At 71.4% G+C, this 23,099-nt stretch carries 21 protein-coding genes; 13 read left to right on the top strand and 8 right to left on the bottom strand.

The annotated features are described in order from the left end of the window. Nucleotides 1-3: 3 nt before the first annotated feature. The 5 genes from FXF51_RS47985 to FXF51_RS48005 are packed head-to-tail and all read right to left on the bottom strand — an operon-like array spanning nt 4 to nt 4,642. Nucleotides 4-1,284, bottom strand: a complete 1,281-nt coding sequence (locus tag FXF51_RS47985; RefSeq protein WP_148441506.1) for an ABC transporter substrate-binding protein — start codon at nt 1,282-1,284, stop codon at nt 4-6. A 5-nt stretch (nt 1,285-1,289) separates the two neighbouring features. Beyond that, the gene (locus tag FXF51_RS47990) at nt 1,290-2,288 is read right to left on the bottom strand and encodes a branched-chain amino acid ABC transporter permease (RefSeq protein WP_148441507.1); all 999 of its coding nucleotides are present in this window, start codon (nt 2,286-2,288) and stop codon (nt 1,290-1,292) included. Continuing rightward, nucleotides 2,285-3,166 carry a branched-chain amino acid ABC transporter permease gene (locus tag FXF51_RS47995; protein ID WP_148441508.1) on the bottom strand — a complete coding sequence of 294 codons (882 nt, stop codon included), beginning with the start codon at nt 3,164-3,166 and terminating at the stop codon, nt 2,285-2,287. The genes FXF51_RS47990 and FXF51_RS47995 overlap by 4 nt, the downstream gene beginning before the upstream one ends. A gap of 4 nt (nt 3,167-3,170) precedes the next feature. Next, nucleotides 3,171-3,887, bottom strand: coding sequence for an ABC transporter ATP-binding protein (locus tag FXF51_RS48000; protein ID WP_148441509.1), 717 nt, complete (start codon nt 3,885-3,887; stop codon nt 3,171-3,173). Continuing rightward, nucleotides 3,884-4,642: an ABC transporter ATP-binding protein gene (locus FXF51_RS48005; protein ID WP_148441510.1), complete on the bottom strand. Its 759-nt coding sequence runs from the start codon at nt 4,640-4,642 to the stop codon at nt 3,884-3,886. The genes FXF51_RS48000 and FXF51_RS48005 overlap by 4 nt, the downstream gene beginning before the upstream one ends. Nucleotides 4,643-4,820: 178 nt before the next feature. On the opposite strand from FXF51_RS48005, the gene FXF51_RS48010 reads away from it, so the two are divergent. Genes FXF51_RS48010 through FXF51_RS48045 form a run of 8 tightly spaced genes read left to right on the top strand, consistent with a single transcriptional unit; the run spans nt 4,821 to nt 13,650 of the window. Beyond that, nucleotides 4,821-6,164: a PucR family transcriptional regulator gene (locus FXF51_RS48010; protein ID WP_148441511.1), complete on the top strand. Its 1,344-nt coding sequence runs from the start codon at nt 4,821-4,823 to the stop codon at nt 6,162-6,164. After that, entirely contained in the window at nt 6,151-7,629 is a 1,479-nt protein-coding gene (locus tag FXF51_RS48015) for a long-chain-fatty-acid--CoA ligase (RefSeq protein WP_148441512.1), read from the top strand. Before FXF51_RS48010 ends, FXF51_RS48015 begins: the two co-directional genes overlap by 14 nt. Before the next feature lie 48 nt (nt 7,630-7,677). Then, a complete protein-coding gene (locus tag FXF51_RS48020; RefSeq protein ID WP_148441513.1) occupies nt 7,678-8,427 on the top strand; it encodes a sulfite exporter TauE/SafE family protein in 750 nt (249 codons plus the stop codon). Between the two features lie 41 nt (nt 8,428-8,468). Further along, nucleotides 8,469-9,995: an ABC transporter substrate-binding protein gene (locus FXF51_RS48025; protein ID WP_148441514.1), complete on the top strand. Its 1,527-nt coding sequence runs from the start codon at nt 8,469-8,471 to the stop codon at nt 9,993-9,995. Between the two features lie 58 nt (nt 9,996-10,053). Continuing rightward, entirely contained in the window at nt 10,054-10,998 is a 945-nt protein-coding gene (locus tag FXF51_RS48030) for an ABC transporter permease (protein ID WP_148441515.1), read from the top strand. Next, on the top strand, nt 10,995-11,777 hold the full coding sequence (locus tag FXF51_RS48035; RefSeq protein WP_148441516.1) for an ABC transporter permease subunit: 783 nt from the start codon (nt 10,995-10,997) through the stop codon (nt 11,775-11,777). Before FXF51_RS48030 ends, FXF51_RS48035 begins: the two co-directional genes overlap by 4 nt. Continuing rightward, on the top strand, nt 11,774-13,129 hold the full coding sequence (locus FXF51_RS48040; RefSeq protein WP_148441517.1) for an ABC transporter ATP-binding protein: 1,356 nt from the start codon (nt 11,774-11,776) through the stop codon (nt 13,127-13,129). The genes FXF51_RS48035 and FXF51_RS48040 overlap by 4 nt, the downstream gene beginning before the upstream one ends. Next, nucleotides 13,126-13,650 (top strand): GNAT family N-acetyltransferase, encoded by a 525-nt coding sequence (locus tag FXF51_RS48045; RefSeq protein ID WP_148441518.1) that lies wholly within the window; start codon nt 13,126-13,128, stop codon nt 13,648-13,650. The genes FXF51_RS48040 and FXF51_RS48045 overlap by 4 nt, the downstream gene beginning before the upstream one ends. Nucleotides 13,651-13,665: 15 nt before the next feature. Here FXF51_RS48045 and FXF51_RS48050 read toward each other — a convergent pair whose 3' ends face one another. After that, nucleotides 13,666-14,355, bottom strand: coding sequence for a hypothetical protein (locus FXF51_RS48050; protein WP_262380332.1), 690 nt, complete (start codon nt 14,353-14,355; stop codon nt 13,666-13,668). Nucleotides 14,356-14,426: 71 nt separating this feature from the next. Next, nucleotides 14,427-15,443 carry a LacI family DNA-binding transcriptional regulator gene (locus tag FXF51_RS48055; protein WP_148441520.1) on the bottom strand — a complete coding sequence of 339 codons (1,017 nt, stop codon included), beginning with the start codon at nt 15,441-15,443 and terminating at the stop codon, nt 14,427-14,429. Nucleotides 15,444-15,580: 137 nt separating this feature from the next. On the opposite strand from FXF51_RS48055, the gene FXF51_RS48060 reads away from it, so the two are divergent. From FXF51_RS48060 to FXF51_RS48080, 5 genes are read left to right on the top strand one after another with little or no spacing between them, the layout of a single operon-like run. Continuing rightward, nucleotides 15,581-16,951 (top strand): ABC transporter substrate-binding protein, encoded by a 1,371-nt coding sequence (locus FXF51_RS48060; RefSeq protein ID WP_148441521.1) that lies wholly within the window; start codon nt 15,581-15,583, stop codon nt 16,949-16,951. Beyond that, complete coding sequence (locus FXF51_RS48065; RefSeq protein WP_187414979.1) at nt 16,948-17,820, top strand: carbohydrate ABC transporter permease; 873 nt, start codon at nt 16,948-16,950, stop codon at nt 17,818-17,820. Before FXF51_RS48060 ends, FXF51_RS48065 begins: the two co-directional genes overlap by 4 nt. After that, nucleotides 17,817-18,659, top strand: coding sequence for a carbohydrate ABC transporter permease (locus FXF51_RS48070; protein ID WP_148441523.1), 843 nt, complete (start codon nt 17,817-17,819; stop codon nt 18,657-18,659). The genes FXF51_RS48065 and FXF51_RS48070 overlap by 4 nt, the downstream gene beginning before the upstream one ends. 23 nt (nt 18,660-18,682) lie before the next feature. Beyond that, nucleotides 18,683-20,698: a glycoside hydrolase family 2 protein gene (locus FXF51_RS48075; RefSeq protein ID WP_222871800.1), complete on the top strand. Its 2,016-nt coding sequence runs from the start codon at nt 18,683-18,685 to the stop codon at nt 20,696-20,698. 13 nt (nt 20,699-20,711) lie between these two features. Next, nucleotides 20,712-22,346, top strand: coding sequence for a ricin-type beta-trefoil lectin domain protein (locus tag FXF51_RS48080; protein ID WP_222871801.1), 1,635 nt, complete (start codon nt 20,712-20,714; stop codon nt 22,344-22,346). Between the two features lie 53 nt (nt 22,347-22,399). Here the strand turns inward: FXF51_RS48080 and FXF51_RS48085 are convergent, their stop codons facing one another. Beyond that, a complete protein-coding gene (locus tag FXF51_RS48085) occupies nt 22,400-22,978 on the bottom strand; it encodes a TetR/AcrR family transcriptional regulator (RefSeq protein ID WP_148441525.1) in 579 nt (192 codons plus the stop codon). Nucleotides 22,979-23,099: the final 121 nt, after the last annotated feature.

Here is a 23,099-nt window from a genome sequence, read left to right on the forward strand (position 1 = left end):
ACGTCAGCCGCCCAGCGGGCCGAACTCCTTGCGGGTGTCGATGACGTCCCCGAACAGCTCCCACCGCTGCCCCTTGAACGTCATGAGCTGCATCGACTCGATGGGGAAGCCGTCTCCCTGCGCGGTGTCCAGCGTCACCCCGGGCAGCAGCATGTCCACCTTGACCCCCTTGAGGTTGCGGACGGAGTCGCGCAGCCCCTCGCGGGTCGGGCAGGCCGCCGCCTCCATGGCCTTGTGGAAGCTGCTCGCCGCCGCCCAGCCGAAGGTGTGGTAGGGCACGTTGGCGTCGGCGCCTGGCGCGTACTGCTGCATCTTCTGCTTGTAGAGCTGCATCTCGGCGTCGTTCGCCCACGTCGGGTCGTTCGGGTCCTTGTAGTACGTGGCCGACACGACGCCCTGCACGTTCTCGAACCCGACGGGCTTGAGCACCGTGATGGAGGCGGCGACATTGTTGACGATGTGCAGCGGGTTCCACTTGGTGTTCTTGGCGTCGGCGGCCAGCGCCTGCGAGCCGAACTTCGGGGTTGTGATGTTGAGGAAGACGTCGGCCTTGGACTCGGCGAGGTTGCGCATCTGCGGGTCGATGCTCGGGTCGGTGACCTCGTAGCTCTGCTCGGCCACGACCTGCACCTTCGCGCCTTCGAGCGCCCGCTTGAACCCGCCGAACAGGTCCTTGCCGAAGTCGTCGTTCTGGTAGAGGACGGCGACCTTGGCGTCGGGCTTCTCCTTCTTCAGGTAGGCCGCGTAGACGCGCGCCTCGGAGATGTAGTTGGGCTGCCAGCCGATCGTCCACGGGTGGGCGGTGTCGGTGCCCCAGATGGACGCGCCGGTGGCGACGAACACCTGCGGGACCTTGCGCTGGTTGGTGTAGTCCCAGGTCGCGGCGGTGGAGGGGGTGCCGAGCGTCTGGAACAGGGCGAAGACCTGCTCCTGCTCGACGAGCCTGCGGGCCTCCTCGACGGCCTTGGGCGGCGAGTAGCCGTCGTCGCGGACGACGAACTCCACCTTGCGCCCGCCGATGCCGCCCTTCTCGGCGTTGACGTAGTCGAAGTAGGCCTTGATGCCCTTGGGGATGTCCCCGTAGGCGGAGGCGGGGCCGGACAGCGGGTAGATGCCGCCCAGCTTGATGGTCTTGTCGGTGATGCCGGTGGTCTGTTGCCCCGCGCACTGGCCGCCGGCCGCCGCGGTGCCTCCCGTGGCTCCACCTGTCGCCGCCTCGCGCCCCCCGCAGGCGGCGGTGGCGAGCAGGAGCAGCGCCGCGCAGCCGATCGCAGAAACTCGCATCCCTCTTACTCCTTCCGGGGAATCTTCTTGATCAAGCGCCCGGCCAGACCGGCCAGCCCCGTCGGGGCCACGTACATCACCGCGATGATCAGCAGGCCGAAGATGACGCCGGGCGCCGCGTCGTTGACGTCCTGCGCGATGCCCGGCACGAACTGCACGAACAGCGCGCCGAGCACGGGTCCTGCCAGCGAGCCGAGCCCGCCGACGACCAGGCCGGCCAGCAGGGTGATCGACAGGTTGACGGTGAACGAGTCAGGAGAGACGAACCCGATCACCCACGTGTAGACACAGCCGGCCGCCCCGGCGAGCATGGCGCTCCAGGCGAACGCGAGCGTCTTGTAGAACGACAGCCGCACCCCCATGACCTCGGCCGCCGTCTCGTTGTCCCTGACGGCGTGCAGGGCACGGCCCACCCGGGACCGCAGCAGCGCGGCGACCAGCAGGAACGAGGCGACGGCGACGGCCAGCGTGAGGAAGTACAGCCACTGGTCCTCGGCCAGGCCGCTCCACGCGGGCGGCGCCGGCTTGGGCAGAGTCAGGCCCATGGAGCCGCCCGTCAGCCCCTCGAACCGCTTCAGCAGCGGCCCCAGGAAGATCGCGATGGCCAGCGTGACGAGCGCCAGGTACAGGCCGCGCAGCCGCATGGCGGGCACGCCCAGCGCGAGGCCGAGCAGGAGCGCCACCGCCGCCGCGACGGGCAGGGTCAGCGGGTACGGCAGCGCCCACCGGTCCATGAGGATGGCGGCCGTGTACGCGCCGACGGCGAAGAAGGCGCCGTGGCCGAGGGAGATCTGGCCCGCGTGCCCGACGAGGAGGCTGAGCCCGAGCAGCGCCACCGCGTACACCAGCACCATCGTGAGCTGGAAGACGTGGAAGGGGACGAGCTGGAAGGGCGCGTAGACGGCGGCGGCGAGCAGCAGGGCGAGCCCCGCCCAGCGCCGGTCGAACCTCCTGCGCCGCTTCACGGGCGCCGGCTTCACCTCGACCTTGCTGTCCAGGCTCATGCGCGTTCCACCGCCGCCCGTCCGAAGAGCCCCTGGGGCCGTACCAGCAGCACACCGAGGATGATCACCAGCGGCACCCCCACCTTGAGGTCGGACCCGATGAAGCCGACGTAGGCGCCGGCGAGCGTCTCGGCGACGCCCACGATCAGCCCGCCGACGACGGCCCCTGCCGGGCTGTCGAAGCCGCCGAGCGTGGCGGCGGCGAAGGCGTAGATGAGGACGCCGCCCATCATGTTCGGCTCCAGGAACAGCAGCGGCGCCACGAGCACCCCTGACACGGCGCCCACGGTGGCGGCCAGCCCCCAGCCGAGCGCGAGCGTGCGGCCGACGCGGATGCCGACAAGCCTGGCGGAGGCGGGGTTGGTGGCCACCGCCCGCATGCCCAGGCCGATCCTGGTGTACTGGAAGAGCACGTACAGCAGCCCCATGACCAGCGCCACCACGCCCAGCACGCCGAGCGTGGAGAAGCCGACGCTGATCCCGGCCGCCTCCAGCGCGCCGCCGGGGAACGGGTTCGGGAAGTCCTTGATGAGGAACGTCCAGATCCAGCCGGCGGCGGCGTTGACGAAGATGAACAGCCCGACGGTGACGATCACGATGGTCAGCTCGGGCGCGCCCTCGACGGGCCGGATGATGACCCGTTCGATGAGCATCCCGCCCGCGAACGACACGACCAGCGTCACCACCAGCGCCAGCCAGAACGGCATGCCGGAGGCCACGCACTGCCAGGCGATGTAGGTGGAGAACATGGCCAGCTCGCCCTGGGCGAAGTTGACGATCCCGGTGAACTGGTAGATCAGCACCAAAGCCAGCGCCAGGCTGGCGTAGATGGCGCCCGCGCCGAGCCCCTCGACGACCTGCTGCAGGAATCCGGCCATCGCGTTACACCCGGTACCCGAGGTAGGACTGCGCGACCTGCTCGTCGGCCCGGATCTCCTCGGCCGTGCCCGACAGCACGATCCGCCCGGTCTCCAGGACGTGCGCCTGCTGGGCGACGCCCAGGGCGAGATGGGCGTTCTGCTCGACGACGACCACGGTGGTCCGCTCCTCTTCGTTGATGGTCTGGACGATGCGGAACAGCTCCCGCGTGACGAGCGGGGCCAGGCCCAGCGACGGCTCGTCGAGCAGCAGCAGGCGGGGCCGCAGCATGAGGGCCCTGCCGAGGGCGAGCATCTGCTGCTCGCCGCCGCTGAGGCTGCCGGCGGCCTGCTTGAGCCGCTTCTTCAGCACAGGGAAGTACTGGTGGACGCGTTCGAGGTCCTCCTCGACGGACGGGCCGCGCCGCACGTACGCGCCGAGCCGGAGGTTCTCCTCGACGGTCAGCGGCATGAACGTGCCGCGTCCCTCGGGCACGTGGGCGACGCCGAGCCGGGCGACGGCGTCGGGCGAGCGGCCGGTCAGCGCGACGCCGCCGAGCGTGATCGTGCCGCGGGTCCTGACCATGCCGGACAGGGCGCGCAGCAGCGTGGTCTTGCCCGCGCCGTTGGGGCCGAGGATCGCGCAGACCTCGCCCTCCTTCACGGTGAAGCGCACGCCGTGCAGCACCTGCGCGTCGCCGTAGCCGGCGACCAGGTCTTCCACCACCAGGTCCGCGCTCATGCCGCCGTCCCCAGGTAGGCCTCGATCACGGCGGGGTCGCGCTGGACCTCCTCGGGCGGGCCTTCGGCGATCTTGCGGCCGAAGTCGAGGCAGACGATGCGCTCGCAGATGCCCATGACGAACCCCATGTGGTGCTCGACCACGATGACCGTCAGCCCGAACTCGGCGCGGATCGACTCCAGCGTGCCCGCGAACTCCTCCACCTCGGCCGCGTTCAGCCCGTTCACCGGCTCGTCGAGGAGCAGCATGCGCGGGCGGGCGACGAGCGCCCGGGCCAGCTCGACCCGCTTCAGCGTGCCGAACGGCAGCCCCGTCGCGGGGTGCTCGGCCACCTGGGTCAGCCCGAGCCGTTCGAGCACGTCGTCGGCGTCGGCGCGCAGCGCGCGCTCCTCGCGGACGACGCCCGGCAGCCGCAGGCCGGCGGAGAAGAAGCCGGCGCGGCCCCTGTGGTGCGCGCCGACCAGCACGTTGTCGCGTACGGACAGGCGGGGGAACAGGCCCAGGTTCTGGAAGGTCCTGGCGATCCCTAGCCCGACGATGGCGTGCGGCGCCACGCCGAGCAGGTCCCTGCCCTCGTACGTGATCGTCCCGGACTGCGGTGTGTAGCGCCGGGTCAGGCAGTTGAACAGGGTGGTCTTGCCGGCGCCGTTCGGCCCGATGAGCCCCACCATCTCGCCGCCCGCCACCCCGAAACCCACGCCGTCCAGCGCGGTGATGCCGCCGAAGCGAACGGTAAGATCGTGTACCTCCAGCATCCGGCCTCCTGGAGAACAATGTTCTGAAGTTGGCCTCAGCGTAGGATCCGCTCGTCAAGGGCCGCATTGGGCACGGTGACCCAAGATGTTTCTGGCGAGTTGTCCTCTGAGCACAGGCTGGGTCTCATCCCGGTTACAACCCGTTGACCGTGCGGCGATGGCCATGGATCATCCCGGCATGTCCACTGGTTCGAGCACCGTGGAATCCGCCGTACGCGCGGAACGCACACGCATCCTGTCCGGGTTGCTCGGCGACCTGCGGGAGCTGGCAGACGTCGCGGTCGCGACGATGCGGGAGGAGATCCCCGCCTACGACGCCCTGGGCCCCGACTTCCACGCCGACGTGCGCGACCAGGTGGTCAAGCACTACCGGGCCAAGCTGGGCGTGCTCCTGGAGGACCGCACGGTGACGTTCGAGGACATCTCCTTCACCCGGCGCGCCGCCATGCGCCGCGCCAGGGCGGGGGTGGCGCTGGCCGACTACATCAACGCCTTCCGCGTCGGGCAGCAGGTGTTCTGGGACGCCGTGGTCGAGCGGGCCGGGCACGGCTACGCCGGGCGCGAGGCCGCCCTGTCGCTGGCCACCCCGCTCATGCGGTACTGCGACTTCGCCAGCACGCACGCCGCCAACGCGTACATGGAGTTCCAGCAGTACGCGGCGGCGGAGGCGGTGCGCGAGACCCGCGACCTGCTGGAGACGCTGCTGGCCGGGTGCGCGCCGACGCGCGGCAGGGAGGTGGCCGCGGCGCAGGCGCACAGCCTCGGCCAGGACGCGCGCACGCCGCTGCTCGTCGTGACGGCGGTGCTCGCCGGGCCGTCCGCCCACCCCGAGGACGCGCTGCACTCCGCGTGCGCCGCCATCGCCAGGGTCGCCGGGAACGGCACCCGCACCCTGTCCGTCGTGCGCCGCTCGGAGATCGTCGCCATCCCCGTGCTCGGCCCTGGCGCAGGCCCCGAGGAGCTGTGCGACCGGCTGCAGGGCGTGGTGGAGAGCCTGGCCGTCGAGGGCGTCAGGCTGGCCATGGGCGTCAGCACCGTCGCGACGGGCGCCGCGCAGATCCCGCAGGCCTACCAGGAGGCCAGGGCCGTGCTGGACTTCGTGCCCGAGGAGGGCGGCGTGGCGGCGCTGCCCAGGATCACGCCCTTCCAGTACCTGGCGCTCAAGGCCGACGAGACCGCCCGCAACCTGGTGGACCCGCGCATCACGTCCCTGCTGTCCGAGGACCGGGCGCGCGGCGGCGTGCTGACGGCCACGATCAGGGCGTTCGCCGCCGCGGACCTCAACCTGCGCACGGCCGCCGAACGCCTCCAGATCCACCCGAACACCGCGCAGTACCGGATGCGCAGGATCCAGGAGCGCACCGGGCGCAGTCTGCGCTCCATCAACGATCTCGTGGAGCTGCTCGTCGCCATCGCGTTGCACGATGCGCTCCCCACCAATGCCGGGCGGGAAAGACTGGCTGCCGCGACCAATGAGGGGCGTGGGAGATCGGACGTACGGTCTTTCCATGAACCTCGCTGACCGGCTCCACACCGCCGCTGCCCGGCTCGGCGGCAGGGCGGTTCTCACGCTGGACGAGGCGCAGCTCACCTACGGCACCCTCGACGAGCTGAGCGCCCGTCTGGCGGGCCTGCTGCGGTGCCGCGGGATCGGCCCCGGCGACCGGGTCGCGATCATGTTGCCGAACGTGCCGGAGTTCGGCGTCGTCTACTACGGGGTGCTGCGGACCGGGGCCGTGGTGGTGCCGCTCGACCCGCTGCTGAAGCGGCGGGAGATCGCCGCGTACCTGGGCGACTGCGGAGCCAGGCTGCTGATCGCCTGGCACGCGTTCGCCGAGACGGCGGAGGCGGGCTCGGCCGGCACCGACTGCTTCTTCGTGGTGCCCGGCGAGTTCAGGCGGCTGCTGCGGGGCGTGGCGGCCGAACGCGAGATCGCCGACATGGAGGCCGACGACACCGCGGTCATCCACTACACCTCCGGCACCACCGGCCGGCCCAAGGGCATCGAGCTCACCCACGCGAACCTGGGCGGCAACGCCGCCACCGTGGCCCGCATGCACGCGCTCGGCGTGGACGACGTGGTGCTGGGCGCGCTGCCGCTCTACCACACCTTCGGCCAGACCTGCTCGCTCAACGCGACCGTGCACGCCGGCGCGCGGCTGACCCTGCTGGGCCGCTTCGACCCCGGACGGACGCTGGAGGTGATCAGGCGCGACGGGGTGACGGTCTTCCAGGGCGTGCCGACCATGTTCATCGCGCTGCTCGACCACCCCGGCGCCTCCGACATGTCGATGCTGCGGGTCTGCGCCTCCGGCGGGGCGGCGCTGCCGCTGGACGTGCTGCGGGCCTACGAGGCCAGGTTCGGCTGCGAGATCGTCGAGGGGTACGGGCTCAGCGAGACCTCCCCCGTCGCCGCGACCAACCGGGGCGGCTCGCACCGCAGGGCGGGCTCGATCGGCTGGCCCATCAGGGGCGTGGAGATGAAGGTCGTCGGCGACGACGGCCGCGAGCTGCCCGCCGGCGAGATCGGCGAGCTCGTGGTGCGCGGCCCCAACGTCATGAAGGGGTACTGGAACGACCCGGTGGCCACCGCCGAGGTCATCCGCGACGGCTGGTTCCACACCGGCGACCTCGGACGGGTGGACGACGACGGCTACTTCTTCCTCGTGGACCGCCGCCGCGACGTGATCATCCGCGGCGGCTACACCATCTACCCGCGCGAGGTGGAGGAGGTGCTCTACGAGCACCCGGCGGTGCGGCAGGCGGCCGTGATCGGGGTGCCGCACCCCGAACTCGGCGAGGAGATCGAGGCCGTGGTGGCCGTGCGCGCGCCGGTGACGTGCGAGGAATTGCGCGACTTCGTCCGGGAGCGGGTGGCGGCCTACAAGTACCCCCGTCACGTGTCGTTCGTGGACGAGCTGCCGATGAGCCCCACCGGCAAGATCCTCAAGCGGGCCCTGCCCCGGCGTGGTCTTCATCTCACATAGTGGCACAATTCGTCTTACAACTTAAGACCTGCTCTAGAGTCGCACAGCATGACACCTTGGGAGATGGCCGCAGTGCTCGCGGCCGGGGTGGCGGGCGGGGCCATCAACACCGTCGTCGGGTCCGGGTCGCTGATCACGTTCCCCACGCTGCTCGCGGTGGGCCTGCCGCCGATCACCGCCAACGTCTCCAACAACATCGGCCTGGTGCCCGGCGGGCTGTCCGGCGTCGCGGGCTACCGTGAGGAGCTGAAGGGCCAGCGCGACCGGCTGCTCAGGCTGGCCCCGGCGTCGGTGGCGGGCGCGCTGGCGGGCGGGCTGCTGCTGCTCAACCTGCCGGAGAGCACGTTCACGGCGGTGGTGGTCGTGCTCATCGCGATGTCCTGCACCCTGGTCGTGATCCAGCCCCGGCTCAGCCGCGCGCTGGCCGACCGGCCCAAGCGCGCGCACGGCGGCCCGTGGTTGTGGCTGGGCGCGCTGGCGGCGGGCGCGTACGGCGGCTACTTCGGCGCGGGGCAGGGCATCCTGCTCATCGGCTTGATGGGCATCCTCATCGACGAGGAGCTACAGCGCGTCAACGCGGCCAAGAACGTGCTCGTCGTGCTGGTCAACGGCACCGCCGCGATTCTGTACGCGCTCGTCGCCGACGTGGACTGGGCGGCGGTGCTGCTGGTGGCGACGGGCTCGCTGGCGGGCGGCTTCCTCGGCGCCCGGCTGGGCCGCAGGCTGCCCGCCCCGGTCCTGCGCGGCGTGATCGTGTGCATTGGCCTGGTGGCGATTGTGAAGCTCCTCACCGACTGACGGTATTGCGTCATAAATGAAAATCGTTACCATTGTCGGACATGCGCCTAGATCGTCGTGCCTTCCTGTCCGCAGCCGCCGCCATGGCCCTGGCCGGCTGCGCGGCCCAGCCCACCGGCGGAGCCGCCCCCTCGCAGCCCACCAGGGGCGGCAGGCTGCGGGCCGTGTTCGCCGGCGGCGGCGCGCAGGAAAGCCTGGACCCGCACCTGGCCAACCTCTTCCTGGAGGCGTCGCGGTCCAAGGCCATGTTCGACAAACTCGCCGACTACGGCACCGACGTGTCGATCGTGCCCCGCCTGGCCTCCCGCTGGGAGCCCGACGCCGAGCTCAGCACGTGGCGGATCACGCTGCGCGAGGCCGCCTTCCACGACGGCAAGCCGGTACGCGCCGCCGACGTCCTGCACAGCTACGCCCGCATCGCCGACGCCAAGCGCGCCTTCCGCGCCAAGGCGAACCTCGCCCTCATCGACCTCGCCAACAGCCGCGCCGTGGACGACCGCACGGTCGAGTTCCGGCTGAAGCGGCCCTACGCGGAGTTCCCCAACGTGCTGGCCGCCTTCGGCGCCTACATCGTGCCCGAGGGCGCCGACGAGTTCAGCACGCCTGTCGGGTCCGGGCCGTTCACGTTCGGCTCGTTCCAGCCCGGCCGCTCGCTGCTGCTCAAGCGCAACCCCTCCTACTGGGACGGCGCCCCGTACGTGGACGAGCTCGAATACCTGATCGCGGGCGAGGAGTCCGCCCGGGTCAACGCCGTGCTCGGCGGCCAGGCCGACTACGCCCACGACCTCACCCCCGCCACCGCCCGCACCCACGAGGCCGCCGGCCGGATGTCGATCGTGCGGCTCGGCAACAGCGGCATGCAGGCGTTCGCGATGAAGGTCGACCGGCCGCCCTTCGACGACCCGCAGCTCCGCCAGGCCATGTTCCTGCTGGCCGACCGGTCGCAGATGATCGACAGCGTGCTCGGCGGGGCCGGGCAGGTGGGCAACGACCTGTTCGGCAAGGACTACCTCTACTACGCCGCCGGCATCCCGCAGCGCACCCCCGACCTGGAGCAGGCCAAGTGGCTGGTCGACAAGGCCGGCGCCAAGGGGCTGAAGATCCAGCTCGACACGTCGGCGGCGGCCAGCGGCTTCCTGGAGGCCGCCGGCGTCTTCGCCGACCAGGCCCGGCAGGCGGGGCTCGACGTCACCGCGAAGGTCGGCAACAAGGACACGTACTGGGCCGACGTGCTGAACAAGGGCACCATCTGCTGCTACCGCTCCGGCGCCATGCCCATCGAGACGCACATCTCGCAGCGCCTGCTCACCAACTCCACCACCAACGCCACCAAGTGGGCCCGGCCCGAGTTCGACGCCCTCTACGACCAGGCGGTGGCCACCCCGGACGAGGCCAAACGGCGCGAGATCTACCAGGACATGCAGCGCACCCTGCACGCCGAGGGCGGCTTCCTCATCTGGGGGTTCGCCGACTGGCTGCTCGGCACCTCCCCCAGGCTGCGCGGCGTCGCCAACGCGCCCGCCAACACGCTCGACTGGGCCCGCTTCGACAAGGTGTGGCTGGGTTGAGCACGCCCCAGCACCACCTGCGCGGCGCGGGCCGCGTTCGCCGTGGGGTGGGTTTCACGTGAATCTGGCTCGTTACGCGGTGCGGCGGGTGCTGCTCGGGGCGGTGCAGGTGGTGGCGGTGGCCTCGCTGGTCTTCGTGCTGACCGAGGCGCTGCCCGGTGACGCCGCCGTCGTGCTGGCCGGGGACATCCCGGACGAGGAGCGCATCGCGCAGCTCCGCGCCGCTCTGGAGCTGGACCGGCCGGCCGTCGAGCGGTGGGCGGGCTGGCTGGCCGGGCTGGCGCGCGGCGACCTGGGCGTCTCCCTGGTGTCCGGACGGCCCGTCGCCGACGTGCTCGCCGACGGCCTGCCGCCCACGCTCGCCCTGGCCGGGCTCACGCTGCTGCTGCTCGTCCCCATCGCCGTCACGGCCGGGGTGGTCGCGGCCGTACGGCAGGGCGGCCCGCTCGACCGGGCGCTCACGACCGTGACCGTCGGCCTGTACTCGATCCCCGAGTTCGCGCTCGGCGTGGTGCTCGTCGCCGTCTTCGCGGTGCGGCTCGGCTGGTTCCCGCCGACGGCCGTCGGCGCGCCGCCGAACCTGCTGGAGCAGCCCGCCCTGCTGGTGCTGCCGCTGGTGGTGCTGCTGGCCAGGCCGGTCTGCTCCATCAGCCGCCTGGTACGGGCCGGGATGGTGAACGCGCTGGAGTCCGGCTACGTGGCCCACGCCCGGCGGCTGGGCCTGTCGCCCTGGCGGGTCCGGCTGGCGCACGCGCTGCCGAACGCCCTGGCCCCCGGCGTCCAGCAGCTCGCCAGGACGACGGACTGGCTGCTCGGCGGCGTGATCGTGGTCGAGTCCGTGTTCGTGATCCCCGGGCTCGGCACCTTGTTGAACGATTCGGTGGCCGCCAGGGACATCCCGGTGATCCAGGCGTTGTGCGTGGTGTTCGCCACCACCACCGTGGTGGTGAACCTGGCCGCCGACCTGGGGGCGTACCGGCTGGCTCCGGGGAGTGCACGGTGAGGAGACGTCGTGGGTTCGCGGTCGTGCTGCTCGCCGTGCCGCTGGTGCTCGCACTGGCCGGGCCATGGCTGGCCGGGACGCCCGAGCCGCGCGGGGTGTCCTTCACCGCCGGCGGGCTGCTCGGCACCGACTTCGTCGGGCGGGACGTGTGGGAGCAGGTGCTGCTCGGCGGGCGTTCGGTGGTCGTCGTCGCGGTGCTGGCGACGCTGCTCGCCTACGCGGCCGGGGTGCCGCTGGGCCTGCTGGCGGGCATGGCGGCGGCGCTGGCCGGGCGGCGGTGGGTGGACGAGGTGCTGATGCGGCCGCTGGACCTGCTGCTGGCGGTGCCGTCTCTGCTGCTGCTCGTCATGCTGGCCGCGCTGCTCTCACCCGGGCCCGCCGCGCTGGTGGGGATCGTGGCGCTGATCGGGCTGCCGGAGGTCGTCCGCATCTCCCGCGCGGCGGCGCTCCAGGCGGCCGGCGGCACCGCGATGGAGGCGCTGCGGCTGCAAGGGGAGACGTGGTGGCGGCGGGCCATCGGGTACGCGGGCCGGTCGATGGTGCCCACCCTGGTGGCCGACGTGGGGGTGCGCCTGGTGGGGGCGCTGTACCTGGTGGCGTCGGCCAGCTTCCTCGGCGTCGGGCTCGCGCCGGACGCCAGCGACTGGGCGGTGATGGTGGACCGCAACCGCACCGGCATGTTCCTCCAGCCGTGGGCGGTCGTGGTGCCCGCGCTGCTCATCGTGGCCCTGTCGGTGGGGCTCAACCTGACCTTCGACCGGGCGGCGGTGCGCAGGTGATACTCAAGGTCTCCGGGCTGCGGGCCGAGGCCGGCGGGCGGGCGCTGGTGGACGGGGTGTCGCTGGAGCTGGCGGCGGGCGAGACGCTCGCGCTGGTCGGCGCCTCGGGCAGCGGCAAGACGACCACGGGGCTGGCGCTGATCGGCGAGCACGCCGACGGGGTGCGGGTCACGGGTGAGGTGTGGCGGGCCGCGGGCGGGGTGGCGTACGTGCCGCAGCACCCGTCCAGCGTGCTGAACCCGGTGCGGCGGGTGGGCGGCGTCCTGCGCGAGATCGCCCGTGGTTCTGACGCGCGGGTGCGGGAGGCGGCACGGCGGGCGCGGTTGCCGGTCGAGCTGCTGCGCCGCTACCCGCACCAGCTCTCGGGCGGCCAGCAGCAGCGCGTCGTGCTGGCCCAGGCGCTGCTCCTCGACCCGGTCCTGATCGTCGCCGACGAGCCCACGACCGGCCAGGACGGGCTGATCCGCGCCGAGGTCATCGAGGAGTTCCGCGCGCTGCGCGCCCAGGGCATCGCGCTGGTGCTGCTCAGCCACGACCTGGCCATGGTCCGCGCCCTGGCCGACCGGGTGGCGGTGATGCACGCGGGCCGCGTCGTCGAGTCGGGCCCGGCCGCCACCGTCCTGGACGCGCCCCGCCACGACTACACCCGCCGCCTCCTCGCCACCCACCTGCCCCCACGCCCCCGCACCCCGGCCCCCGGCGCCGCGCCCCTCGTCGAGGTGCGCGACCTGGTGGCCGGGCACCGCCGCGCCCCCGTGCTCAGAGGGGTGAGCCTGAGCGCCGCGGAAGGAGAGTGCGTCGCCGTCCTGGGCAGGTCGGGCAGCGGCAAGACCACGCTGGCCCGCTGCGTCGCCGGTCTGCACCGCCCCGCCTCAGGCACGGTGACGCTGAACGGCCGCCCGCTCCCCCGCCACCTGCCCGCCAGGGCCCGCGACGTCCAGTACGTCTTCCAGGACGCCAGGGCCTCCTTCGACCCGTACCGCGGCGTGTCGGCCCAGGTCGCGCGCACCGCCGTCCGGCTGCGCGGCGCCACCCCGCAGGAGGCGGCGGCGAAGGCGCGGGCGATGCTGGAGCGCGTCGGCCTGGACGAGCCCACGGCGGCCCGCCGCCCCGCCGCGCTGTCCGGCGGCGAGCTCCAGCGGGCGGCGCTCGCCCGCGCCCTGCTCGCCGAGCCGAAGGTGCTCATCTGCGACGAGATCACCTCAGGTCTGGACGCGCTCGTGCAGGCGTCCATCCTCGACCTGCTCGACGAGCTGCGCCGCGACCTCGGCCTCACCCTGCTGTTGATCAGCCACGACATGGACGTGGTGGCCAGACTCGCCGACCGCGTCCTGGAACTGGAGACGACATGAACGCCTACACGGTCGGGCCCGCCGAGCCGCGCCACCTGGAGGGGGCGCGGCGGGTCATGCTGGACACGTTCTACCGGGAGTTCGGGTACGGCTACCGTCCCGAGTGGCACTGGGACGTGGTCGATCTGGAGGGCACGTACCTGCGGCCGGAGCGGCACACGCTCGTGGTGGCGCTGCACGGGGAGGAGGTGGTGGGGACGACGGCCGTGCGGGCGGGCGGCCCGAAGAGCCCGCCGCATCCGGAGTGGCTGGGGAGGCTTTATCCGGACCGCAGCACGGCGCAGCTCTTCCGGGTGTACGTGGACGCGGCGCATCGCAGGCGGGGGCTGGCCCGCGAGATGGTCGCGCAGGCCCGCCGGTTCGTCGCCGAGGCTGGTTATCAAGCGCTGTACCTGCACACGGACACCCGGGTGGAGGGGGCGGAGAAGTTCTGGAGTTCGGTGGCGGAGCCGGTATTCGACGCCAGGGACGGCGATCCTGAGCGTTTTCAGACCGTGCATTACGAGATCGGGTTGTCGTGACGGTTCACCGCCCGCCTAACCCGCCAGCCCCAGGAGGAACGCCACAGGCACGAACGCGACCGTCAGCCCCACCGCCCACCACTTCGGCGCGGGCCCGTCCCTGAGCACCTCGACCCCGAGCGGCACCAGTGCGACGACCAGCCCCGCCAGCGCCACCAGCGAGACCGGATCGGTGCTGCCCTTCAGCACCCCCAGCGGCAGCAGGGCCGCCAGCCCCAGTGCCACGCTGCGCACCAGGCCGAGCGCCCTGGACAGGTAGGCGCCGACGGCCAGCACGATCCAGCCGCCCATGATGCACACGTTGGTGGCCTTGAACACGTGGAACGCCCCGTATGTGCCCTCCACCGCCCGCTGCGCCGCCTCCAGCCCCAGCACGTCCACGAGCTGGAACGCCAGATGGCTGACGCCGACGTGGAACACCCGTCCGAACAGCCCGAGCACGACCAGCGTGACCCCCCAGCGCGCCCATCCGGCACGCCCGATCCGCCGCCCCAGGGCGGTGACGGCGGGCCACAACAGCACGACCCCGGCCGCGTACAGGCCGTAGGACCAGGCCATCCGGCCGGGGGAGGCGGAGTGGGCGGCGAGCTGGCCGGGGAAGAAGTCGTCCGCGCCGGCGCGGGTCAGCACGCCGGCGGTGAGCAGCAGCGGCCCGAGCACCAGCCCGGCGCCCTCGACCCAGCGGCCGGGGATCTCGTTCGTCATACCGGCCATCCAAGCCGCGGCCGGGCCTGAGCACATGGGCGCTGGGGCGAGAGCCTCAGGTAGTGCCCGCACTACCGCTGGCCGGCCGTGCTCTCCCTGACGATGAGCCGGTGCGGTATGACGATCTCGGGGGCCGGCCCGATCTCTCCCCGGATCGTCTCCAGCAGCGTGTCCACGGCCCGGCGGGCGATCTCGCCCTTGTCGGGGGCGATGGTGGTGAGGCTGGGCGTGCTGTACTGGCCCTCCTCGATGTCGTCGAGGCCGACCACGGCCACGTCGTCGGGGACGCGGCGGCCCGCCCTGGTGAGCGCTCTGATGGCGCCGAGGGCGAGCAGGTCGTTGTAGCAGAACACGGCGTCGGGCGGTTCGGGCAGGGCGAGGAGCCGTTCCATGGCCTCGGCGCCCAGCCGCCGGTGGAAGTGCGACGTGGGCACGATCAGCTCGTCGTCCACGCGGAGCCCGGCGCGGGCGTGCGCCTGCCGGTAGCCGGCGGTGCGGAGCTGGGCGGTCTCGCCGGTCGCGTACGGCTGGTCGCCGATGGCGGCCACGCGGCGGCGGCCCAGCTCCAGGAGGTGCGCGGTGGCGTCGCGGGCGGCGGCGACGTTGTCGATGGCCACGTGCGGAAAGCTGCCGTTGAAGATGTGCTCGCCGAGCAGCACGATGGGGACCCGGTTGCCGCGGGCGCGCAGCTCCTCGGCGGAGACGGACAGCGGGCTGAGCAGCAGGCCGTCGAACATCGTGGCGCGTGAGTCGCGGCCGAGCAGCTCGCGTTCGCGATCGCCGTCGCCGTCGGTCTGGTCGATCATCACCACGTAGCCGTGGGCGCGGGCGGCCTTGATCACCTCGCGGGCCAGCTCGGCGAAGTACGGCACGTCCAGCTCGGGCACCACGAAGGCGATCATCCCCGTGCGCCCCTGTTTGAGGTTGCGGGCGATGAGGTTGGGGCGGTAGTCGAGCTCGTCGAGTGCCACCTGCACGCGGGCCCGCAGCTCGTCGGAGACGGGCGCGTAACCGTTGACGACGTTGGACACCGTACGGATGGACACGTTCGCCAGTTTCGCGACATCGCGCAGGGTTGTACCGGCCATGCGTCTCCTATACCTCCGGCTGCCGTTCTTGGGAAGATCCTAAACCTGCTCTTGCATCGTTGCAGACGATTATGCATGATGTCTGCATCGTTGCAGAGCCCTCACAACGCCCTTTCCTGTCCGGCTAGGAGTCGAAGATGACTACATCCCCCATCGGCCGTCGCGGCTTTCTCAAGGGAGCGCTCGGCGTCGGCGCGCTCGCCGCCACCGGCTCGCTGGCCGCCGCGTGCGCGGCTCCTGGCGGCACGGGCGCACAGCCGAGCAAGCTGGCCGCCCCGACCGCGTCCGGGTCCGCGGCCAAGGGCGAGATCACGATCTGGAACCGGTCGGGGGACCTGTTCAAGGTGTTCGACGCCGCGATCGCCAAGTTCCGCGAGGCCTACCCGAACGTCAAGGTGAACCACCAGGCGGTGGACATCGACGCCAAGCTGGCCAACACCCTGATCAGCGGCACCGACGTGCCCGACGGCAGCTTCTGGGACGACGCCAAGATCGGCGGGCAGGCCGAGCACCTCTTCGACCTGACCGACCTGATCGCGCCGTACAAGGACCAGACCTCGGCGTACAAGCTGTCGGTCAACACCGTGGACGGCAAGATCTACGGCGTCCCGTGGGACCTGGACCCCGGCCTGCTCTGGTACCGCGAGGACATCCTGGAGAGGGCGGGCATCGACCCGGCGAGCCTGGCCACGTACGACGACCTGCTCACCGCCTCCAGGACGATCAAGGAGAAGGACCCCAAGACGAAGCCCATCCACCTGGAGAAGACGCCGTTCCTCAGCCAGCTCTGGCTGGAGATGCTGGCCAACCAGCAGGGCACCAGCCTCACCGACGCGCAGGGCAAGCTGCGGCTCGACTCCGAGGAGTACCGGCGGATCTTCACCTGGATCCAGACCGCGGTCAAGGACGGCCTGGTCACCCACGCCCCGTACCTGGAGCAGGCCGACATCGCCGCGCTCGACGGCGGCCAGCAGGTGTTCGTGCCGTGGGCGATCTGGTGGTCGTTCGCGCCGCAGCAGCTGCTGAAGAACACCAAGGGCAAGTGGCGGGCGGCGCCGCTGCCCGCCTGGACGCCGGGCGGCGCGCGCAGCGGCGCGATGGGCGGCAGCAGCTTCATCATCCCCGCCAAGGCCAAGAACCCGGAGCTGGCCTGGCTGCTGTACGAGTTCCTCTGCTACAAGGAGCCCGGCTACACCGCCGTGTACGGCCCCAACGACGTCTACCCCGGCGGCCTGTCCACCTCCATCCCCAGCTACACGCCCGCCGCCGACCCGGCCAAGCCGCTGTTCAAGCCGATCGACGCGCTCGGCGGCCAGGACCTGTGGAAGGTCGCCGTGGAGGCCGGCGCGAGCATCCCGGCCGCCGCGCCGATCCCGGTGTGGTGGGCGCAGTCGGTCGACTACCTCGGCGACAACATGCAACGCCTGATGGAAGGCAAGATGTCCCCCGACCAAGTGATCAGCGAGTCGGCCGAGAAGATCCAGAAGAACCTGATCGACCGCTCATGAGGCTGCGCTCCATCCGGCTCACGCCGTACCTGTTCATCGCCCCGTTCTTCGTCGTCTTCGGCGCGTTCGGGCTCTACCCGCTCATCTATGCGCTGCAGCTCAGCTTCATGCACTGGCGGGGCGGCTCCCAGGCCCGCTGGGTCGGCTTCGACAACTACCTGTTCCTGCTGACCAACTCCGACTTCTGGGCCTCGCTGGGCAACAGCGCCGTCATGTGGCTGCTCATCGTGCCGCTCCAGATCATCGCCGGGCTGGGCGGCGCGGTGCTGCTGGCCAACGCCAAGCTGAGGCTGCGCGGGTTCTTCCGGGTGGCGTTCATCGCGCCGTTCGTGACCCCGATCGTGGCTATGGCGCAGGTCTGGATCGTGGTGTTCGACCAGGACTACGGCCTGGTCAACTACCTGCTCAACCTGGTGGGCCTGCCCGACGTGGCCTGGCTGACCTCCACGGCGTGGTCGAAGCCGACGCTGGCGCTGCTGTTCCTGTGGAAGACCACCGGGTTCGCGATCATCATCCTGCTCGCGGGCCTCCAGGCGGTGCCCGGCGGCGTGTACGAGGCCGCCTCGCTCGACGGCGCCTCCCGCTGGCGCCAGTTCTGGTCGATCACCGTGCCGCTGGTCCGCCGCAGCATGGCGTTCCTGGTGGTCATCCAGACGCTGGCGGTCTTCCAGATGTTCGCCGAGCCGCACGTGGTCACCGAGGGCGGCCCGTACGGCTCCACCACCACCGCGGGCCTGTACCTGTACGAGCACATCACCGCCTCCGACCTGGGCACCGGCGCCGCGAACTCGTTCCTGCTGGTCCTGCTGGTCTTCGGCCTGTCGCTGGTCTCGGTGCGGATGCTGCGCCCGAAAGACGAGGTGTCATGAGCCAGAACAGACCGGGAATCGCGCAGTACCTGCTGCTGACGCTGCTCGCGATCGTGTTCCTCTACCCGATCTGGTGGGCGGTCAGCTCCTCGCTCAAGCCGGCGGCCGAGATCATCGCCAGCCCGCTGGCGATCGGCGAGCTGACGCTGGACAACTACCGGGCGATGTTCGCCGACGTGCCGATCGGCACCGGGTTCCTGAACACGGCGCTGGTGCTGCTGGTCAAGGGCGGGATGACGATGGTCTTCTGCCCGCTGGCCGGTTACGCCTTCGCCAAGTACGACTTCCCGTTCAAGAACGTGCTCTTCGGCGTCGTGCTGCTGACGCTGATGCTGCCGACCCTGGTACTGATCATCCCGCTGCTGCTGGAGATGAGCGCGCTCGGCTGGGTGAACACCTACCAGGCGCTGATCCTGCCGGGCAGCATCGACGCGTTCAGCATCTTCTGGATGCGGCAGACCATCGCCGCCATCCCGGACGAGCTGATCGACGCCGGGCGGGTGGACGGGGCCGGCGAGTTCGGCATCTTCTACAAGGTCGTGCTGCCGGTCATCCGGCCGGGCCTGGCCGCGCTGGCCGTGCTGACCACCATGAACATCTACAACGACTTCGTCTGGCCGGTCGTGGCCGTCAACGACACCGAGCACCAGACCCTCCAGGTGGTGCTGTCCACGCTGGCCCAGAACATCACCGGCAACCGCATCGGCGCCGACTTCGCCACCGTGTGGGGCGAGCTGCTGGCCGCCGGGAGCATCGCCATGCTGCCGCTGCTGGTGATCTTCGTCCTGCTGCAGCGCCACTTCATCAACGGCATCCTCGCGGGCAGCGTCAAGGGCTGACCCGGATCATGAAAGAGAGCATCATGGAGTACCCCCGCCCCCACTTCGACCGGTCACACTCCTGGTCGAGCCTGAACGGCGACTGGGACTTCCGGGCCGACACCGAGCAGGACTACGACCGGACCATCACGGTGCCCTTCGCCTGGGAGACCCCCGCGTCGGGCATCGAGGCCCACTGGCTGCCGGTCGCCTGGTACCGCCGCACGTTCACCGTCCCCGCCGGGTGGGCGGGGCAGCGGGTCGTGCTCCAGTTCGGCGCCGTGCACCACGAGGCCACGGTCTGGGTGAACGACGTCGAGGTGGTCAGCCACCGGGGCGGCTACACGCCGTTCGAGGCCGACGTCACCGACGCGCTCCGCTCCGGGAACGACCAGGAGGTCGTGGTACGGGTCTCGGCGCCGCTGGACAAGCGCGAGATCGCGCACGGCAAGCAGCGCAGCATCCCGCGCGACGACTTCGACGGCGTCTGCTTCACCCCGTCGTCGGGCATCTGGCAGAGCGTCTGGCTGGAGGCCAGGCCCGCGACGCACCTGGCCGGGCTGAAGCTGCGCCCGTCGGAGGGACTGGACGCCATCGAGGTCGAGGCGCGGGTCGGCGGGACCGCCGAGGCCACGCTCGCGCTGCGCCTGCGCGGCACGGACGTGACCGTCGAGGTGCCGGTCGTGAACGGCCTGGCCGAGACCGTGATCCCGGTGCCCGGCCCGCGCCTGTGGTCCCCGGACGACCCGCACCTCTACCACGTGGACGCCACCCTCACCTCGGCCGACGGCACCGACACCGTCGCCGCCTACACCGGGCTGCGCCGCATCGAGGTGATCGGCGAGGACCTGTACCTCAACGGCGCCCGCCTGTTCGTGCGCGGCGTGCTCGACCAGGGCTACTGGCCGCTGACCGGCATCACCCCGCCCGACGACGCCGCGCTGCGCCGCGACATCGAGCTGGCCGCCAAGGCCGGCTACAACCTGGTGCGCAAGCACCTCAAGCTGGAGGACCCGCGCTTCGCGCACCACGCCGACGTGCTCGGCATGCTGGTGTGGGCCGAGCCGGCCGCGACCGGCCGCTTCTCCGCCGACTCGGTGGCGGCGTTCGAGGAGCAGGTCGCGCCCATGGTCGAACGTGACGGCAACTCCCCCGCGATCATCATCTGGGGCCTCTACAACGAGGAGTGGGGCCTCGACTGGGACATCCCCGGCGACCCGGCCAAGCAGCGGGCGACGGCGCAGGCGTACGACCTGCTCAAGGCGCTCGACCCGAGCAGGCCCGCCGTCGACAACTCCGGCTGGACGCACGTCAAGACCGACCTGCTCGACTGGCACTACTACGACGAGTCCGCCGCCTCCTGGGGGAAGACGGTCGCCGCCCTCATGAACGGCGAGCAGGACGACTTCCCCGTCAAGCTCGGCCCCGACTTCGTGGTGCGCAAGAAGCTCGCCGGCAGCCCCGGCCAGCCGCTGCGCGGCCTGCCCAACCTCAACAGCGAGTACGGCACCGGCTTCACCTCCGTCGAGCGCGGCTGGCAGCTCCGCTGGCAGACCCAGGAGCTGCGCCGCCACGACCGGGTGGCCGGTTACGTCTACACCGAGCTGTACGACATCGAGCACGAGTCGGCCGGCCTGCTCGACTTCGAGCGCCGCGCCAAGGACCTGGGCGGCGTCGACCCGGCCGACGCGAACGCCACCACCACGCTCGTCCTCGACGTCGTGCCCGTCGCGCCCGGCCGCGACGTGCTGAGCGAGACGGGCGAGGTGAGCGTGCCCGTCCGCGTCTCGCACCACGGCGCCGAACCGGTCAACGGCCACCTGCACACCGCCTGGACCCCGGTGCTCGGCGCGACGCCCGCCGCCCTCGGGGCGGAGGGGCCGTGGATCGAGGCCAAGCCGTTCCTGCTCAGCGGCGCCGCCGAGGTGCGCGCCGAGCTTCCTGCGGGCTGGACGAGCGGGCGGCTGCACCTCGCCCTGGTCAGCGACGGCGCCGTGGTGGCCCGCTCCGCCGTGGACATCGACACCCACACCGACTTCGTCATCGGAGACAACCGCTAAGGAGATCACGCACGTGCGATTCACACCCCCCGCGCGGATCATGACCGCGTTAGCCCTGATCGCCACCTGCCTCGCAGCACTGGCCGGCCCCGCCTCGGCGGCCCCCGCCGGCCAGGTGCTCTACTCCCCCAACCTGACCACGTTCCCCCAGGGTGACGCCAGCTACCCGAGAGCGGTCAGGCTCGACTTCGACGGCTCCGCGAACGAGACGATGCTGGCCACGTTCGCCAGGCGCGGCCACAACGCGCCCGCCTCGTTCCCCATCTACCGCAGCACCGACGGCGGCCGCACCTGGTCGGCCGGCCCGATCTCCACCATCACCTCGCACACCCCCGGCTGGGGCATCGGGGCGCCGGTCCTGTACGAGGTGCCGCGCACCGCCAACGGCCTCAACCAGGGCGACCTCCTGGCGGCCGGGACCGCCTGGGTGGACGGCGACTACACGACGCAGAAGGTGGAGGTGTTCAAGAGCACCGACCACGGCGTGACGTGGACGTACCTGTCGAACTGCACGCAGACCAGCGGCCTGCCCGACACGATCGGGCACGGCATCTGGGAGCCGTGGTTCCTGCTCGCCCCGAACAACACCCTCGCGTGCTTCATCTCCGACGAGCGGCCCGCGAACAGCGCCACCAACAACCAGGTCATCGGCCACTACACCTCCACCAACGGCGGCCAGACGTGGAGCGCCACGATGACCCTGGACGTGGCCTTCCCGAATGACAACCTGGCCAGGCCCGGCATGTCGATCGTGACGGGGCTGCCGAACGGCACGTTCATGATGGCGTACGAGCTGTGCAGGGACGCCACGGACGCCGACCACGCCTGCGAGGTCTACACCAAGACCAGCTCCGACGGCCTCAACTGGGGCACGGGGGCGGGCACCCTGGTGCGCACCTCCGACCAGCGGGAGCTGCTGCACACCCCGTACGTCACCTGGCTGCCCGGCGGCGGCCCCAACGGCACGCTGGTGATGTCCGGCCAGCGCGTCGTGGCCGGCCCGACCGGCAACAAGACCGTGCTGGGCGAGTCCGGCCAGGTGCTGTTCATCAACCGCGCCAACGGCCTGGGCGCGTGGACCGAGATCGAGGCCCCCGTCCTCACCTCCCCCACCGGCGGCTACAACTCCGGTGAGCCGTCCTGCCCCGGCTACAGCTCGCCCATCGTGCCCTCGGCGAACGGCACGGACTTCCTCTACCTGACCGCCACGCACCTGACGGGCAACCAGTGCGCGGTGCGGTACGGCATCGGCACGGTGCCCGGCGTGGTCGGCCAGATCACCGGCCCCGGCGGCAAGTGCCTGGACGTGGACACCAACACCAACACCAACGGCAACGCCGCCCAGCTCTACGACTGCGGCGTCGCCACCGGCCAGCGCTGGTCCACCCACCCCGACGGCAGCCTGCGCGCCTTCGGCAAGTGCCTGGACGTGGACGCGCAGGGCACCGCCAACCACACCAAGGTGCAGCTCTGGCAGTGCAACAACAGCGGGGCCCAGAAGTGGCAGCACCGGGCCGACGGCTCGCTGTACAACCCGCAGTCTGGCCGCTGCCTGGACGCCCCGCAGGGCGCCACGGCCAACGGCACCAAGCTGGAGATCTACGACTGCAACGGCCTGTGGCCGCAGACCTGGACCCTGCCTGTGTAACCGCCCGTTCGAGCGCCCGTCCCCCCACCGAACACCGCGGGGGCGGGCGCTCGTCAAATGAACTGCTGAGCCATCTGGTCGAGCGTCTCCGTCATGACCTCACGCAGCGTACGGGCCTCCCGCTCCTCGGCCCACAGGTGCGAGGCCACCCGCAAGGCCACCAGGAAGGCCGCGGCCAGCACTCGGGGCGACACCGTGGTGTGCCGGTCGCCGACCGCCTCCACGAGGTCTCGTTCCAGGGCGGCGTGGTTGGCGAGCTGCCGGGCCAGCAGCGAGGGGTGGCGCTTGGCCAGGCGGGTGCGCAACGCCCACTCACGCTCCGGCTCCTCCGTCTCCCGCTGCAGCTCCTCGATGGACGCCCGCAACGCCTGCCAGGCCGTCAGCCCGGCGTCCTGAGCGCTCACCCGCTCCACCAGGTCGCGGATGCGCTGCTCCTCCCCGTACAGGAGCGCGTCCTCCTTGCCGGAGAAGTAGTTGGAGAACGTCCGCCGCGAGATGTTGGCGGCGTCGGCGATGGCCTCGACGGTGACGGCGTCGAGGCCGTGCTCGACCACGAGCCGCAGGGCCGCCTCGTGCACGGCCTGACGGGTCTCGGCCTTCTTGCGTTCCCGCAGCCCCACCGTGGTGTCCATGATGGGAGCCAGCCTACCTGCGGCAGGCGTGCGGGCCCCGGCTGCGGTCAGGGCCCGCACAAGATCATTATCGCTCATCAAGATCACGTATGGTCCGTTGTGAGCATTGTGTACACTCCTG

Origin of the sequence: Nonomuraea sp. PA05, assembly GCF_008086045.1 — a bacterium.
In the GTDB taxonomy this organism is placed as follows: domain Bacteria; phylum Actinomycetota; class Actinomycetes; order Streptosporangiales; family Streptosporangiaceae; genus Nonomuraea; species Nonomuraea monospora.

Coding starts and splice junctions, on each gene's coding strand:
- FXF51_RS48020 (WP_148441513.1), top strand. CDS start 7,678: ATGACACCTTGGGAGATGGCCGCAGTGCTCGCGGCCGGGGTGGCGGGC.
- FXF51_RS48025 (WP_148441514.1), top strand. CDS start 8,469: ATGCGCCTAGATCGTCGTGCCTTCCTGTCCGCAGCCGCCGCCATGGCC.
- FXF51_RS48085 (WP_148441525.1), bottom strand. CDS start 22,978: ATGGACACCACGGTGGGGCTGCGGGAACGCAAGAAGGCCGAGACCCGT.
- FXF51_RS48070 (WP_148441523.1), top strand. CDS start 17,817: ATGAGCCAGAACAGACCGGGAATCGCGCAGTACCTGCTGCTGACGCTG.
- FXF51_RS48015 (WP_148441512.1), top strand. CDS start 6,151: ATGAACCTCGCTGACCGGCTCCACACCGCCGCTGCCCGGCTCGGCGGC.
- FXF51_RS47985 (WP_148441506.1), bottom strand. CDS start 1,284: ATGCGAGTTTCTGCGATCGGCTGCGCGGCGCTGCTCCTGCTCGCCACC.
- FXF51_RS48005 (WP_148441510.1), bottom strand. CDS start 4,642: ATGCTGGAGGTACACGATCTTACCGTTCGCTTCGGCGGCATCACCGCG.
- FXF51_RS47990 (WP_148441507.1), bottom strand. CDS start 2,288: ATGAGCCTGGACAGCAAGGTCGAGGTGAAGCCGGCGCCCGTGAAGCGG.
- FXF51_RS48060 (WP_148441521.1), top strand. CDS start 15,581: ATGACTACATCCCCCATCGGCCGTCGCGGCTTTCTCAAGGGAGCGCTC.
- FXF51_RS48000 (WP_148441509.1), bottom strand. CDS start 3,887: ATGAGCGCGGACCTGGTGGTGGAAGACCTGGTCGCCGGCTACGGCGAC.
- FXF51_RS48010 (WP_148441511.1), top strand. CDS start 4,821: ATGTCCACTGGTTCGAGCACCGTGGAATCCGCCGTACGCGCGGAACGC.
- FXF51_RS48065 (WP_187414979.1), top strand. CDS start 16,948: ATGAGGCTGCGCTCCATCCGGCTCACGCCGTACCTGTTCATCGCCCCG.
- FXF51_RS48075 (WP_222871800.1), top strand. CDS start 18,683: ATGGAGTACCCCCGCCCCCACTTCGACCGGTCACACTCCTGGTCGAGC.
- FXF51_RS48055 (WP_148441520.1), bottom strand. CDS start 15,443: ATGGCCGGTACAACCCTGCGCGATGTCGCGAAACTGGCGAACGTGTCC.
- FXF51_RS48045 (WP_148441518.1), top strand. CDS start 13,126: ATGAACGCCTACACGGTCGGGCCCGCCGAGCCGCGCCACCTGGAGGGG.
- FXF51_RS48050 (WP_262380332.1), bottom strand. CDS start 14,355: ATGACGAACGAGATCCCCGGCCGCTGGGTCGAGGGCGCCGGGCTGGTG.
- FXF51_RS47995 (WP_148441508.1), bottom strand. CDS start 3,166: ATGGCCGGATTCCTGCAGCAGGTCGTCGAGGGGCTCGGCGCGGGCGCC.